Genomic DNA, 14,983 nt, shown 5'->3' on the forward strand with positions numbered 1-14,983 from the left:
TTTATGATCTTCCCGAACGAAGACATAGCCTTCTTTGTCAATATTTGCTGAAAACTTTTTCACTCTTCCTGTTTTTTCTCGATGACGTTATGGAAAAACAGCGAAGAAATTAATTCTTCAGTGTCAGCGAAACCTCATCGTCTTCCTTAAACTTATCCAATATCGTAATCGTATCAACGAGGTGATTATTAAAAATTTGTTTTGCCACTGCCAAAAGCTCGATGAGCATCGGATCTTTCAGGGTATAAATGACTTTATTCCCATCTTTCGTACCAGAAACGATATTTTTGGCTCTTAACACTTGCAGCTGCTGTGAAACGGCTGATCCCTCACTGCCCGCAAGTGTCTGAATTTCGTTTACGCTTTTGTCTCCTTCAGCAAGAATTTCCAAAATGCGAATTCTTAACGGATGAGCAAGAGCTTTAAAAAATTCGGCTTTAAACCGCTGCACTTCTAATTTCAATTGATCAACTCCTTTACATCGCTAGAAAGTAGCAGTTAACTTTTTCCTGCCGCTTTCTACGCTCTCAGACTTGGAAAGTTCTTTACACTCATGAAAGGCAAAGTGCTTGCAGCCGAGGCACTTATTTTTGTTAATCTGTTCCAAAGCAAATTGAATCGCATCTCCCGTGTGCTCGAAGAAATGCTCTTTTCCAATCATATCGTATAAGCCCGTCTTCTTTAAAACCATTTCCGGCTGCGGATTAAGACCCGATAATATTACTATACCATTTTTCGAAAAATGATGGACAATCCTCGATAAATTTGCTTCTCCAGTAGTGTCCATAAAAGGAACCCGGCCCATCCGCAGCAGCAGGATTTTCGGACGATAATTAATCGTCTTCATAATCGTTTCCTCAAACGTTAAAGCCGCCCCAAAGAATAGTGGACCTTCGATATTAAAAATACTGATTTGTGGGCAGTCATGTGTATCGGAAACCATGCCTGTTTCCACCTTTTTACGTTTTGTCTCATAATTTGGCAGTGCTTTGGCGGTAATCATGATATCGCTCATCCGTTTTACAAACAGAATTGCCGACATGACCAGGCCAACCTCTACGGCCAACGTTAAATTGACAAACACCGTTAATAAAAAAGTCACCACCAACACTAGGGCATCAGTAGATTTTGTTTTTAAAATATGGCCAAATACTTTTCTTTCACTCATATTCCACGCCACCACCATGAGAATCGGGGCCATACTTGCAAGCGGAATATAAGACGCATATTGGGCAAAAAAGATTAGCACAAGCAGAACGACAATTCCATGAATGATTCCTGATAAAGGTGACACTGCACCATTCTTAATATTCGTGGCTGTCCGGGCAATGGCCCCGGTCGCTGGAATCCCGCCGAATAATGGCGTGACCATGTTGGCAATCCCCTGACCGATCAACTCCTTGTTGCTGTTATGGCGGCTATTCGTCATTCCGTCGGCAACCACAGCCGAAAGCAGCGACTCAATCCCGCCAAGCATCGCAATAATAAAAGCTGGTTTGATCAGATTCATCATGACGTCCAAGTTGATATCAGGTATATGAAACTTCGGCAGCGAACTTGGAATTTGGCCATAGGCTGTTCCAATGGTGGCGACCTGATCCGGAAAAAGCATGGTCGCGAATAAGGTAGAAACCATCAATCCAATCAAAGGACCAGGAACTTTAGGGGCAATCTTTGGAGTCAGGATTATGGTAACCAGACAAATGCCAGCCGTTAAAATACTATAGACATTGGTTGTATGCAAATGGACAAAAATTTCTTGAATGTTTTTTACAAACTCCTCATGTCTTTTCATGCCCTCTAAGCCCAGAAAACTGGCAATTTGTCCGGTGAAAATGGTCACTGCAATCCCGGTCGTAAATCCAATTGTTACTGGTCTTGGGATGTATTTAATCAGCGATCCTAGTTTAAAAATCCCTAATAAAAGAAGGATGATTCCGGCCATAAATCCGGCGATGAGCAGATTTTCATATCCGTACGTCATGACAATTCCAAATAAAATCGGAATGAATGCACCTGTTGGGCCGCCAATTTGATACTTCGATCCGCCAAATAAGGAGATGAGAATTCCGGCAACAATGGTCGTGTAGATTCCATACTCTGGCTTCACTCCTGAAGCAATAGCAAAAGCCATGCCAAGCGGGATCGCGATAACCCCTACAATCAATCCGGAAACCAGATCCTTTGGCAGGCTCTTTAAAGAATATTGATGGAACCTTTGGTTAATAAACATATTCACCCTTCTTATCTTATTATTTTTGTATATCTGATTATTTGAATATATAATAATAGTTGAGGATAATCAAGCTATTTTGGCAAAAAATGTTCACTTTACAATATTTTTAGGAAGTGATATAATGATCGGGCGATGAGCTGAATTGTGTAAGTCGAAAAACATTCCTTTAGGGAACACACAATGTGGAGTGTGGTTTTTCGCCTCAATCTGAGAAAAGTTTTAGCGCCTTGTCGCTGGAGCTGGACAATATACAAAAGACGTCTGAAGAATCAGGCGTCTTTTGTTGTTTTTATGGCTCTTTTTTCCTACTTATTTTAAAATAGAAATTGGAAGTTCATTTTAAGTGAGTGGAGGAGTAAGTGTGTACAATCACGAAATCGATTATAAGATTTACGGCGATGATATGCAGTTCGTTGAAGTTGAACTTGATCCGCAAGAAACGGTTGTGGCTGAGGCAGGCAGCTTTATGATGATGGAAAATGATATTCACATGGAGACGATTTTTGGTGATGGATCCGGTACTGGCGGCAGCGGCTTAATGGGAAAACTCTTCAGTGCTGGTAAAAGGGTCCTTACTGGAGAAAGCTTGTTCATGACCACTTTCACCAATACCGGTTCAGGCAAAAGACATGTTTCCTTTGCCTCACCGTATCCGGGGAAAATTATTCCGATGAATTTAAGTGAATTTGGCGGAAAAATTGTCTGCCAAAAAGATGCGTTTTTAGCAGCGGCAAAGGGTGTATCTGTCGGAATTGAATTTCAACGAAAAATCGGTGTTGGCTTCTTCGGAGGCGAAGGTTTCATCATGCAGAAACTCGAAGGTGACGGGATGGCATTCGTTCATGCAGGTGGAACAATCATCAAAAAAGACCTTCTTCCCGGACAAGCACTGCAGGTTGATACCGGCTGTCTGGTGGCGATGACGAGAGATGTTCAATACGATATCGAATTTGTCAAAGGCATCAAAACGGCCCTGTTTGGCGGCGAAGGTTTATTTTTTGCCACCTTAAGAGGACCAGGCTCTGTCTGGATTCAATCTCTTCCATTCAGCAGGCTCGCCAGCAGAGTATTTGCTGCAGCACCTTCGCGCGGTGGTTCTAAAGATGAGGGCAGCATTGCCAAAGGAATTTTTGATATGTTTAATGGAGATTAATTATTAAAAAAGGCAAAGTCGGTGTGACTTTGCCTTTTTTAAAGCAGTCTTACTTCAATTCTGAAAATTTTTTGCCTTTCGGGTAAATATAGCGGTTCTTCTTTATCCAGCCATCTGATCCTTCCGCCTTTCGGGCAATTAGAGCGGTTCTTCTTTACCCAACCATTCGATCCTTCCGCCTTTCGAGCAATTAGATCTGCAGATGTTCTTTTATTTCATTTTTAGGTCGTTTTTTTGTCGTTCAATGTATTGGTCGCGCTCACCGCCGTCGGCTAGTTCTTCGGAAAATTCATGATTGGTTTGCTTCCCGACGAATTTACCAGTCCGGAGTGTTTTCGGCAATAAATTATTATTGGGCGCAGACTGTTCATTCCAATCTCCCATTGTAATCACCTCAATTTTAGTTTCCTTCATTCCGGGAAAATTATCCTCAAAAGGATTCAACATCTTCATCATTATTTCCCATCTTTTGATACACAAATTACCGTTTCCAATAGTAAAATCACTCACCAAAACCGCTATTTCCGCATAAAAATATTATTATATAATAGCAATGCCCTTTAAACTCGTACCATAATAAGACCTTGTCAAGCATAAATATTCCATTTTTCCCCCATACTATTATAAAAGGATCCATTGAGGTGAAAAATATGGGACTGCTCAGCTCGTTTTATCAGTGGCGAGAAACAAGATATCAAAACCATCTCTCCAACATGAAAGACCAGGGTAAATGTCCTGATTGTCAAGGCCGAGGATATACGGTTTATCCCTATAATGAATTTGCCTACTTTAATTCGTTTGATTGTCCAAGCTGTCAAGGCAGCGGCAGTTATTCCGACTGGGAAGCCATGAATAATGAACCTTTTTAAAGTCAATCCCATTATAGCTCCAACCCTTTGGTATCTATAATGGGATTGGCCAGCAATGATTTAAATCTTTTTTAGATCAAGGAATTCTGACGAAGAGGATAAATTTTTGGGGGTGCTCTGCTTGTCTATCATCGTCTATCAGACATTTGTGATTAAACAGGATCAGTTTAAAGAAGGAATTGAAAATTTAAGAGAGATTAAAAAGTTCAGAATGGAGAATTACAATCATAAAGTCGACATTCTGACACCTGTTTCCGGAAAAGATCATACATATGCTTTGCTATCAACATATGAAGGTTTAGCGGAAATGGAATTGCAGAATAAGAAAATGTTTGAGGATGAAGAGTATTTAGAGCTTATTGGTCCTTTTTTCCTAGAAAACATTGTTGAAAATAGCCTTTATACCCAAATATATCGCTCGCTGCGCGATCAGCCGAAAGAAAAAAGCAAATAAATAATTGATCAAAAAGCGTGCAGAAAATCTGCACGCTTTTTTAACCGTTAATCGCGATCCAAAAGTTCGGCGCCGGCAATTCCCGGTTTTGTCATTTCGTAAATATTTAAAATGAGGTCCAATTCCTCTTCCGTTAAGACATCATGCTGCAGGCATAATTCGCGGACAGACTTGCCAGTGGTAATCGCCTCTCTGGCAATTCTTGCTGCTGTCTCATAGCCTAGATGCGGATTTACAGCGGTAATGATCCCAACACTTTTTTCGACATAATCTTTTAAACGTCCCTCATTTGCCTCAATACCTTTAAGACAATTATCGGTAAACGTGCGGAAACCGTTGTTCATAATACTAATAGATTGTAGTAAATTAAACACCAAAACCGGTTCCATAACGTTTAATTCAAGCTGCCCCGCCTCGGAAGCTAGGCAAATAGTATGGTCGTTACCGATGACTTGGAAGGCGATTTGATTGATCACTTCCGGCATGACCGGATTTACTTTTCCCGGCATAATCGAAGAGCCCGGCTGACGAGCAGGAAGACTGATTTCTGCCAGACCAGCTCGTGGACCTGATGCCATTAAACGTAGATCATTGGCAATCTTGGACATATTCATCATACAAACTTTTAAGGCTGCGGACACTTCAGTATAAGCATCGGTATTTTGGGTTGCATCGACAAGATGATCGGCATTGACTAACGGCAGCCCGGTAATGTCAGCCAACTGTTTCACCACATCTTTAATGTATTTCGGGTCGGCATTTAATCCAGTACCTACTGCTGTAGCGCCCATATTGACCGGATATAAATGTTTATACGACTGCCTGATCCGCTTCATGTCTCGTTCAATCACTCTTGAATAGGCTTCAAATTCCTGCCCAAGACGAATCGGCACGGCATCCTGAAGGTGAGTCCGCCCCATTTTGATGACATCCTCAAATTGCTTTGCTTTTTCCTTGAACACCTGATGCATATCCGCCATCGTTTCCAGCAATTTTTCCAGTAGCTTTAGTGCTGCAATATGGATCGCTGTCGGAAAGACATCATTGGTTGATTGTGACATATTCACGTGACTGTTAGGACTTAAATGAAAATAATCCCCTTTTTCATAACCAAGAATTTCTAGTGCCCGATTGGCAATGACCTCGTTGGCATTCATATTCATGGAAGTCCCCGCACCCCCCTGAATTGGGTCGACAATAAACTGTTCATGCCACTTCCCTTGCAATATCTCATCGGCTGCTTGCACAATCGCTTCGGCCAGACCGCTGTATAAACGCTTTGTATTCATATTGGCAATAGCCGCCGCTTTCTTTACCGCTGCCAGTGCTTTAATTAGTTCTTCGTGGATGCGGTAACCGGTAATCGGGAAATTTTCAACTGCCCGGAGTGTTTGAATTCCATAATAAGCATTGGCCGGAATCTCTTTTTTCCCTAAAAAATCCTGTTCGATTCTTTTAGTCTCTTCTAACATTCTGTTTGCCCCCAAGCTTAATCGTATATTATATTAAAATATCACATCGGTGGATTAGCCACCAAATCCTATTATACTTCTTCTATCCTTTAGCTGTAAACGTTTGCACCTTTATTACCTTTTTTAATTAGTAAACTGCTTTATATATAACAAAATCGTTAGCAAATATTAATTTTTAGTAAAGATTAATTATTGGAATTAGATGTATAATAAAACTAAAGGAATGAGTTTCTATTTATTTTTCAAATATTCGAGGAGAGAGATATGAAAGCACATGAAATTATGTTGACCGATGTCCATAAAGTAAAACAAAGCGATACGGTAAGAACGGTAATTGAAAAGTTTATCGAATATCGAATCAGCGGACTTCCTGTCGTCAATGAACGCAATGAAATTGTTGGCTTTATTAGTGACGGTGATATTATGAGTTACATTGGCAAACATGAGGACCGGGTTCTGGATAATTTCTATTATTCTTTTGTGATCAAAGGAGATCTGGAAGAATTCGAGGACAGAGAAAAGCGGCTGTTAAATTTAAACGTGATGGAAATTGCCAAGAAAAAAGTTATTAAAGTATCATGGAACGAAGATGTTGAAAACATTGCTGCGATTTTAGGAAAAAAACATATTAAAAAGGTACCGGTCGAGCGCAATGGGGTATTGGTCGGCATTATCAGCCGGGGAGACGTCATCAGGAGTTCATTTAAAGCCTTGCTATAATCCTTAAAAAAGATCTGACAACAACACGTCAGATCTTTTTATCGTTCCTAATGAATTCCCTTCTTCTTAAAACGTCCGCCGCGAACCTCGGAGATGTCGGCAATAGCGAGGAAGGCTGAAGGGTCTATTTCCTCGACAATGGTTGTCAATTTCGATTCCTCCAGTCTCGTAATGACACTAAAAATAACCTTTTTATTATCTCCCGTATAAGCCCCTTCTCCTTGTAAGTAGGTTACTCCCCGTCCTAAACGCGCATTTACCGCCTCGCCAATTTCCTCCGCTACGTCGCTGATAATCCAAACTGATTTCGTCCCTTCCAATCCGGCGACTACCCCATCGATCGCTTTTGAAGCGATGACATAGGCGAGCAATGAGTACATTGCTCTGTCCCAGCTGAAGACAAAACCGGCGGTTCCTAAAATAAAGATATTCATGATCATAATGATTTGCCCGACGGAAAAAGGGACCTTATTATTGATCACAATTGCCAGTATTTCCGTTCCATCTAACGCTCCGCCGTTACGGATTACCAATCCTACTCCGATCCCTAAAATCATCCCGCCGAAAACCGTTGCCAGCAGGATATCTTCTGTAAAAGGGGGAATTGGATGGAAAAAGGTTGTAAAAATGGATAACACAATAATTCCATAGACAGTGGATAAGGCAAAGGTTTTACCCATCTGTTTATAGCCTAAATAAACAAATGGCAGGTTTAAGATAAATAGAAAGATCCCCAGTTTCCAGCCTGAAAGATAGGAAAGCATAATCGAAATGCCTGTAATTCCACCATCAATGACCTTGTTAGGTACTAAGAAGATTTCTAGCCCAGTCGCCATGAGAATGGCACCAATCGTAATGCCAATGGCACGAAGAATAATTTTTGAAAGAGGAAGCTTGCGATGTTGAATCGCCAGAGGTAACTGATCTGTCATAAAATCACACCTTTATTATTCAATTTCAGGATCCTAATGAAACCGATCTCTGTTTACAATGATACCATTTTTCAGAAAACCGGCAAACAGTTCCGACTGTTCGCCAGCTTTTTACATATATTAGTCAGTAAATCCAACCATCATAACATCCGGGTCAGAACCAACTCGTTCATCTTTGTTTAATCCATCGATGGTTTCCATGTCTTCGGCCGTTAATTCAAAATCAAAAATATTGGCATTGTCAATAATTCGTTGCTCTTTGATTGATTTTGGAATCGTCACAACTTTGTTTTGTAAGTCCCAGCGCAGGATGACTTGTACCGCTGATTTTCCATACTTCTTACCAATTTCAGTTAAAACTGGATCGTTAACCAGCTGCCCCTGCTTCAGCGGTGACCATGCCTCTAGCTGGATCCCCTCTTTTTGACAATAGGCCAGCAAATCCTTTTGCGTTAAGTGTGGATGAAATTCTACTTGGTTAACCATTGGTTTAATTTCGCAATCCTTCAATAATTCCTCCAGATGGTGAATTTTGAAATTGCTGACACCAATAGCACGCACTCTTCCGTCTTTATATAGCTTTTCCAGTGCCTTCCAGGTCTCTTTAAATTTATTTTTACCAGGCCAATGGATTAAGTATAGATCCAAATAGTCTAACCCCAGCTTCTTTAGACTTGTTTCATACGCCTGAAGGGTAGATTCATAACCTTGATCAGAATTCCAAACCTTCGAGGTAATAAATATTTCTTCCCTTGGCACGCCTGATTCTTTAATCGCTTTGCCGACGCCTTCTTCATTTTGATAGACGGCAGCTGTGTCGATTGCGCGATAACCATGCTTTAGCGCCGCTCTTACGGATTCAATGACCTCTGAACCCTCTTTCACTTTAAAAACACCAAGTCCAAACCAAGGCATTTTCACGCCGTTATGTAATGTCGTAGTATCTGTCAAACTGGTTGCCATTATCATTACTCCTTTCTCTACATAACCTACATCTTTATAGTACATCAAATTAGAAAAACTATCCAACAAGAAAACCTCGCTAAAAAAGCACCCATCTTGAGATGAGTGCTTGATTAAAGAATATTTTTCTATACTGCCTCGGAATCGTGGGTCTCACTTTTTGATACTTCCCCTTGCTTGTTTCTTTTTAGGAAAAATGACCCGACAACTAAGACGGCAATTAACAGGGTAAGGGTTACTTGCGAACGCATTGAATCAAGTTTCCAAGAGCTTTGGCAGCCCTAATATAGCGGCCGCCAAAGCCTTGATATATTAAAGTTCCCCAATGCTTTCTTTAAGCGTCCTTACGATAAATGCAAGATCTTCTTCGGTGATACTTAATGGCGGTGAAAGCTGCAAAATATTATTGAAACCGGCAACTGTATCACCATTCTTACCGACAATTAAGCCCTTTGCCCTGCAGCTGTTCATGACTTTATTCAGTTTTTCGACAGCAGCTGGCTGTTTCGTTTGTTTGTCTTCGACTAATTCAATCCCTATAAGCAAGCCTTTGCCGCGAACATCGCCCACATTCGGATGTTCCTTTAACTCTGCTAATTCTTGTAACAACCGTTCTCCCAATTCTTTTGACCGCTCTACTAAATTTTCCTTTTCCATGATCTCGAGATTTTTCAATGCCAGAGCACAGGCCGCCGGATTGCCGCCAAATGTGTTGACATGGCGGAAACGATCATAGTCATCACTGCCGATATAGGTCTCATAAATTTCTCTTTTAACGGCTGTAGCGGATAATGGCAGATAGGCACTGGTAATGCCTTTGGCCATGGTAACAATATCAGGCTTTACCCCGTAATTCATGAAGCCGAAAGGTTTTCCGGTGCGGCCAAAGCCACAAATCACTTCATCACTGATTAACAGGGCACCATGTTTTTCACAAATTTCTTTCACCCTGGCCATATAGCCGTCAGGCGGCATTAAAATACCTCCGCCGGTGATAATCGGTTCCATAATGACTCCGGCAATCGTCTCACTTAATTCCCATGTCATGACGCGGTCGATTTCTTCCGCGCTTGCTAACGTCTCCACGTCCTCAGGGTGGCGATACGTGTCGGGAGGAGCGACATGAAGAAATCCTTGACCGAGCGGCTCATATTTATACTTTCTTTGCGCCTGTCCAGTTGCTGCCAGCGCTCCCATAGAATTGCCGTGATAGGCACGATAACGCGAGATAAATTTATAACGCCCGGGATTCCCTTTTTGATGGTGATATTGGCGAGCAATTTTAAAGGCAGTTTCATTTGCTTCCGATCCACTGTTAGAAAAGAAAATAACGTAATCATCACTCAGCCATTCGTTCAGTTTTTCGGCCAGTTTAATAGCAGGCAGGTGGCTTTGGGATAATGGGAAGTACGGCATTTCCTCCAGTTGTTCGTAAGCCGCCTTCGCCAGTTCCTTCCGACCGTAGCCGACATTTACGCACCAAAGTCCAGACATTCCGTCCAAATAGCGGTTTCCGTTAATATCCGTGACCCAGGCCCCTTCTGCCTTGGTAATAATTAAATTGGACGGGCTTGGCCCTGCACCACGCATTGCATGCCACAAATATTTTTCATCGATTTCTTGAAAATTTTTCGTTTGCGTTTCCATTATCATCATTCCCATCTACATTTTATCTCGCTTTAACGGGCAGTAAGACCTCCTCCAAAGCTATAGTAAAAAACGCAGAAGTTCAAGTTGGGAGATAGCTGCCCTTGTAGTTTCAGTTTATAAATAACGGGCTGTAAGCATTTTCTTGCGAGTATAGAATTCTACCCCATCTTTACCATTGGCATGGAGATCGCCATAAAAAGATTTTTTGTAACCAGAGAATGGGAAAAAGGCCATCGGTGCCGGGACTCCAAGATTAATCCCAAGCATGCCGGCGTCAATTTCATCACGGAATTGGCGAATCGCCTTGGCACTGTCGGTATACAAACATGCCCCGTTAGCAAACTCGGATTTATTGGTTAATTCAATTGCCTCTTCTAAACTATCAACACGGACAATGGAGAGAACAGGGGCAAAAATTTCATCCTGCCAAATTTTCATATTCGTTTGGACATGGTCAAAAATGGTTGGCCCCACAAAATATCCTTGATCCTCCACCTGATCTTTCCTGCCGTCACGGATTAATGTTGCCCCCTCTTTTTCGCCCAGTTCGATATAGTCAAGCGTCCGTTTTTTATGGGATTCACGAATAACCGGCCCAAGGAATACATCCTCATCCATGCCATTTCCAATCTTGATTTCATCTGCAGCCTGCTTTAAGCGGCTGATTAATTCGTCGGCAATGTTGCCGACCGCGACTACGACGGATGCGGCCATACAACGTTCCCCGGCAGATCCAAAGGCTGCGCCAATAATATTTTTCACGGCATTGTCCAAGTCAGCATCCGGCATGACAATGGAGTGGTTTTTTGCCCCGGCAAGCGCTTGGACACGTTTACCATTGGCGGCAGCTGTTTTGTAAACATATTCGGCGACCGGCTGGGAACCGACAAAGGAAACAGCCTTTACATCCTCATGTTCGAGAATGCCGTTTACGACATCATGTGCACCATGAACGATGTTTAAAACACCATCCGGCAGTCCGGCTTCTTTAAAAAGTTCTGCCAGGCGGTTCGCCAACAGCGGTGTTCTCTCAGATGGTTTCAGGACAAATGTATTTCCGCAGGCAATCGCTAGTGGAAACATCCAGCAAGGAACCATCATTGGAAAGTTAAATGGGGTAATGCCGCCAATGACCCCGATTGGATAACGGTACATCCCTGATTCAATCTCTGTAGCAATATCTGGGAGTTGATTTCCCATCATTAACGTCGGTGCTCCAGCGGCAAATTCGACACATTCAATCCCTCGTTGCACTTCCCCATATGCTTCCTCATAGCTTTTTCCATTTTCTAACGTAATCAGCTTGGCTAATTCCTGCCAATGATCTACTAACAGCTGTTGATAGCGGAACAGAATTCGAGCACGCCTAGGAACGGCAACCTTCCGCCATGATTGATAGGCCTTTTTAGCTGCTGTAACAGCCAAATCCAAATCTTCTCTCGTAGAAAGTGGAACCCGGGCAAGAATTTCCCCGGTTGCCGGGTTTGGTACCTCTTCGATTTGCGTGCTTGATGAATCGACCCACTGTCCGCCGATATAGTTTTTCAAAATCTGCAAGTCTTGTGTCACAGTCATGTTTAAACCTCCTGATATGATTTTTTGCCTGTGAAACTATTATATCCGTAAGCGAAAGCGCATTCATTAGACATAATGTCAGTTTATTTTTATAAATTTCTAAACATTTAGGCAATTATTAACCAAAATGTCCGATATTTAGACAAATGTAAACTCACCGACTGGCGAGTCCGTAACGACGGTTCATGAGGCGTAGTTGAATTTATGCGACATAGAAAATATAAAATTAGGATAAATTTTATACTTCCTATTAGCCAAAAAAAGGCAAAACCAACTGGTTTCACCTGATTATGTTATGCTGGCCGGGGATAGGTAACCATAAGCTGTTAGCGCAAATTCGATAGCTTGCCGTTTCGGGCTTCTCATAAAATCTTCACCCAGTAATTCGACTATCTTTTGCAGTCGTTGGTACAGTGTTTGGCGGACAATAAATAGTTGGGATGCGGTTTCTTTTTTCGAACCATTACACATTAGATACACTTTTAATGTTTCTAATAATTTCCCATTATTCTCGCGATCATAGTTGATAACAGGACCTAGATGATCATGGACGAAATCAATCAGTTCTGGCTCACCGATCAATGAAAAAAGCCGGTAGATGTACAAATCATCGTAAAAGCGCTTGAAAGCTTCATGTTGGCTGCCTTCCAGAATATTCATGGTATCTTCCGCTGTTTGATAACTCTTTTTAACTTCCGTTACCTTATCAACAAACTTGCCGACCGCAATTTGAGGTACCATCTCCAATGTGTTTTCAATTTGCTGGAGACCTGCTTCCATTCGTTGTTTCCAATCGTTTCTATTGCGCACATTAACCAGAATAAAAACAAGAAAGTTTTTTCTCATTGTTGAAAACAGGGCAAACCCTTGCGTTTGAAAAACGGAGCGGAAGAGAATTTTCAAATGAGTTTCCTCCAGATGATTGGCCCCAATATGGGCAATTTTCCATAAACAGGCGATGCAACCAGTTGGTTTCCGATTTGGCTCTAACTCGGTAATACGGCGATGGATTTGGTCTTCGTTTAATACTCCATCAAGCCATTTTTGAATCCATTCGGCTTCGATCGTTTTTCGCCGTTCTTCAAAATATAATTCACGTAGTGCGTTTTGTGCTAAAGCTGTAGCCGTCCGGTCTAAAATGATCTTTTCATACTCTGAAACCGGATTTGATTCTGAAATGATCGTTAAATCTGCCAATTTTTGCTGTAAGGCTTGGATTTCCCGGCGGACAATATGACTATTGTCTTCTTTGATCAAGGGGAGAATAAATTTCAGATCCTGTCCAGACTGCTTCGATAAATATTGTACTTTCCCTTGAACGGGGGTAAATAATACATCCATTTTCAAATGTTCATGCAGAAACCTGAGAATCTTTTGTTCCGAATGGGATGTTAGCAGTAATTGATTTAACTGATTAGAGTATTCTTCTAAATCTGAAATCATTTGATAGTGTTTCTTAATTAGAAGCGAGTTTACATCTTGAGTGATGTCGACGAAGCGTACTTTATGATGAAAAACAATTAACGGAAAATGACGGCGATTAGCTAGTTGAATAATTTCGTTAGGAATCGATGGAATGTACGTTCCTAATTCAATGCAAATTCCAGATGCCCCGGAATCTATCAATTTTTCGAAAACAGTCAGAAAAAGCTGCTTGCTTTCCTTCCAACCCACCCCTGTGGAGAGAATTAATTCATTGCCGTTTAAAAGTTCTTCAATTCCCGCCACTTCCATGATGTGAATCCATTTGACAGTCCGCTCGAGCCCCTCTTTTCCCGCTATCACTTCAGCATCGCGAAAATTTCGATTTTCTAATATTTCCTTTACTGTCAGTCTGCCATCATGTCGCAAAGCTGATCACCACCTTCTTGAAGAAAACTATCACAATTATTCTTACAATTTACTACATTCTATTTGTAGAAAAAAGAGGAAATATTACACTTTCAATCCATATAACTTTGACCGAGGAAACTTTTTTAACCCGCATTACAAATGTAATCGCTGGCTAAAAAGGTTTCTCTAGACCCACCCACATCCGATTGATATGATTAAATTGGGACAAGACAAGTGTGGGGGCATTTATGATGAATGAAGAAAAATACTTATCTTTAAAAAAAGGAGAACAAGGGGCAATCCTTAGTATTTTTGCTTACTTGTGTTTATCCATAATCAAATTAGCTGTTGGTTATGTGGCGAATTCTAATGCACTTAAGGCTGATGGACTAAATAATACAACTGATATTATCTCCTCAATTGTTGTCTTAATTGGTCTAAAATTATCACAAAAACCGGCAGATATGGACCATCCTTACGGTCATTGGAAAGCTGAAACTGTCGCCTCTATGGTTGCTTCTTTTATCATGATGGTTGTAGGGATTGAAGTTTTAATCGAAGCATTTACCACAGTACTTAACGGCAAAGAAGAATCTCCGGATCCAATTGCAGCAGTGACTGGATTAGTCTCAGCTGCTGCAATGTTTCTTGTCTACCGTTACAATCTGAATTTAGCAAAAAAAATCGACAGCCAGGCGGTTATGGCCGCTGCTAAAGATAATTTATCAGATGCCATGGTCAGTGTTGGCGCAGCACTCGGAATCATCGGTGCCCAATTCCACCTTCCGTGGCTCGACCCGGTTACAGCGGTAATTGTTGGGATCTTAATCTGTTATACGGCTTGGAAAATTTTTCGTGACACCTCTCATAATTTAACAGATGGCTTTGATGTCAAGCAAATCTCTGCCTTTAAAGAGACGGTTCAAGGAATTATTGGAGTGAAAGGGATTAAAGATATCAAGGCCAGAAGCTATGGCAATAACGCTGTTGTCGATGTTGTCATCTTGGTTAATTCCAATTTGAATATCCGCGAAGCCCATGATGTCGCGACCAAGGTCGAAACAGCACTGATGAACAAACATAATGTTTATGATGTCAATGTCCATGTAGAACCAAATTGAAAATA

The 14,983-nt window shown here is 41.4% G+C and carries 14 protein-coding genes; 5 read left to right on the forward strand and 9 right to left on the reverse strand.

Annotated features, from left to right (window positions below):
• Positions 1–109: 109 nt before the first annotated feature.
• The gene (locus RCG24_RS07195; RefSeq protein ID WP_308078749.1) at positions 110–463 is read right to left on the reverse strand and encodes an ArsR/SmtB family transcription factor; all 354 of its coding nucleotides are present in this window, start codon (positions 461–463) and stop codon (positions 110–112) included.
• A gap of 21 nt (positions 464–484) precedes the next feature.
• Positions 485–2,233, reverse strand: a complete 1,749-nt coding sequence (locus RCG24_RS07200) for a SulP family inorganic anion transporter (protein ID WP_202654072.1) — start codon at positions 2,231–2,233, stop codon at positions 485–487.
• Between the two features lie 364 nt (positions 2,234–2,597).
• Here RCG24_RS07200 and RCG24_RS07205 point away from each other — a divergent pair, with 364 nt between their 5' ends.
• Positions 2,598–3,389, forward strand: a complete 792-nt coding sequence (locus tag RCG24_RS07205) for a TIGR00266 family protein (protein ID WP_202654071.1) — start codon at positions 2,598–2,600, stop codon at positions 3,387–3,389.
• Positions 3,390–3,599: 210 nt separating this feature from the next.
• On the opposite strand, the gene RCG24_RS07210 is transcribed toward RCG24_RS07205, so the two are convergent.
• The gene (locus RCG24_RS07210) at positions 3,600–3,845 is read right to left on the reverse strand and encodes a hypothetical protein (RefSeq protein WP_202654362.1); all 246 of its coding nucleotides are present in this window, start codon (positions 3,843–3,845) and stop codon (positions 3,600–3,602) included.
• Between the two features lie 194 nt (positions 3,846–4,039).
• Between RCG24_RS07210 and RCG24_RS07215 the strand changes: the two genes are divergently transcribed.
• Both RCG24_RS07215 and RCG24_RS07220 read left to right on the forward strand, forming a co-directional pair.
• Positions 4,040–4,258 (forward strand): DnaJ-like cysteine-rich domain-containing protein, encoded by a 219-nt coding sequence (locus RCG24_RS07215; RefSeq protein WP_202654070.1) that lies wholly within the window; start codon positions 4,040–4,042, stop codon positions 4,256–4,258.
• Between the two features lie 121 nt (positions 4,259–4,379).
• The gene (locus RCG24_RS07220; protein ID WP_202654069.1) at positions 4,380–4,712 is read left to right on the forward strand and encodes a hypothetical protein; all 333 of its coding nucleotides are present in this window, start codon (positions 4,380–4,382) and stop codon (positions 4,710–4,712) included.
• A gap of 47 nt (positions 4,713–4,759) precedes the next feature.
• On the opposite strand, the gene aspA is transcribed toward RCG24_RS07220, so the two are convergent.
• On the reverse strand, positions 4,760–6,184 hold the full coding sequence (gene aspA / locus RCG24_RS07225; RefSeq protein ID WP_202654068.1) for an aspartate ammonia-lyase: 1,425 nt from the start codon (positions 6,182–6,184) through the stop codon (positions 4,760–4,762).
• Between the two features lie 264 nt (positions 6,185–6,448).
• Here aspA and RCG24_RS07230 point away from each other — a divergent pair, with 264 nt between their 5' ends.
• Positions 6,449–6,904 (forward strand): CBS domain-containing protein, encoded by a 456-nt coding sequence (locus tag RCG24_RS07230; protein ID WP_202654067.1) that lies wholly within the window; start codon positions 6,449–6,451, stop codon positions 6,902–6,904.
• Positions 6,905–6,951: 47 nt separating this feature from the next.
• On the opposite strand, the gene RCG24_RS07235 is transcribed toward RCG24_RS07230, so the two are convergent.
• From RCG24_RS07235 to RCG24_RS07255, 5 genes are all read right to left on the reverse strand, one after another.
• The gene (locus RCG24_RS07235) at positions 6,952–7,836 is read right to left on the reverse strand and encodes a YitT family protein (RefSeq protein ID WP_308078750.1); all 885 of its coding nucleotides are present in this window, start codon (positions 7,834–7,836) and stop codon (positions 6,952–6,954) included.
• A 120-nt stretch (positions 7,837–7,956) separates the two neighbouring features.
• Entirely contained in the window at positions 7,957–8,799 is an 843-nt protein-coding gene (locus RCG24_RS07240; RefSeq protein ID WP_202654065.1) for an aldo/keto reductase, read from the reverse strand.
• A gap of 312 nt (positions 8,800–9,111) precedes the next feature.
• The gene (locus RCG24_RS07245) at positions 9,112–10,452 is read right to left on the reverse strand and encodes an aspartate aminotransferase family protein (protein ID WP_235888069.1); all 1,341 of its coding nucleotides are present in this window, start codon (positions 10,450–10,452) and stop codon (positions 9,112–9,114) included.
• A gap of 111 nt (positions 10,453–10,563) precedes the next feature.
• A complete protein-coding gene (locus RCG24_RS07250; protein WP_308078751.1) occupies positions 10,564–12,024 on the reverse strand; it encodes a CoA-acylating methylmalonate-semialdehyde dehydrogenase in 1,461 nt (486 codons plus the stop codon).
• Positions 12,025–12,312: 288 nt separating this feature from the next.
• Positions 12,313–13,875, reverse strand: coding sequence for a PucR family transcriptional regulator (locus RCG24_RS07255; RefSeq protein ID WP_308078752.1), 1,563 nt, complete (start codon positions 13,873–13,875; stop codon positions 12,313–12,315).
• A gap of 233 nt (positions 13,876–14,108) precedes the next feature.
• Here RCG24_RS07255 and RCG24_RS07260 point away from each other — a divergent pair, with 233 nt between their 5' ends.
• Entirely contained in the window at positions 14,109–14,978 is an 870-nt protein-coding gene (locus RCG24_RS07260) for a cation diffusion facilitator family transporter (protein WP_308079134.1), read from the forward strand.
• Positions 14,979–14,983 lie beyond the last annotated feature (5 nt).

The organism is Neobacillus sp. OS1-32 (assembly GCF_030915425.1).
In the GTDB taxonomy this organism is placed as follows: Bacteria; Bacillota; Bacilli; order Bacillales; family Cytobacillaceae; genus Neobacillus; species Neobacillus paridis.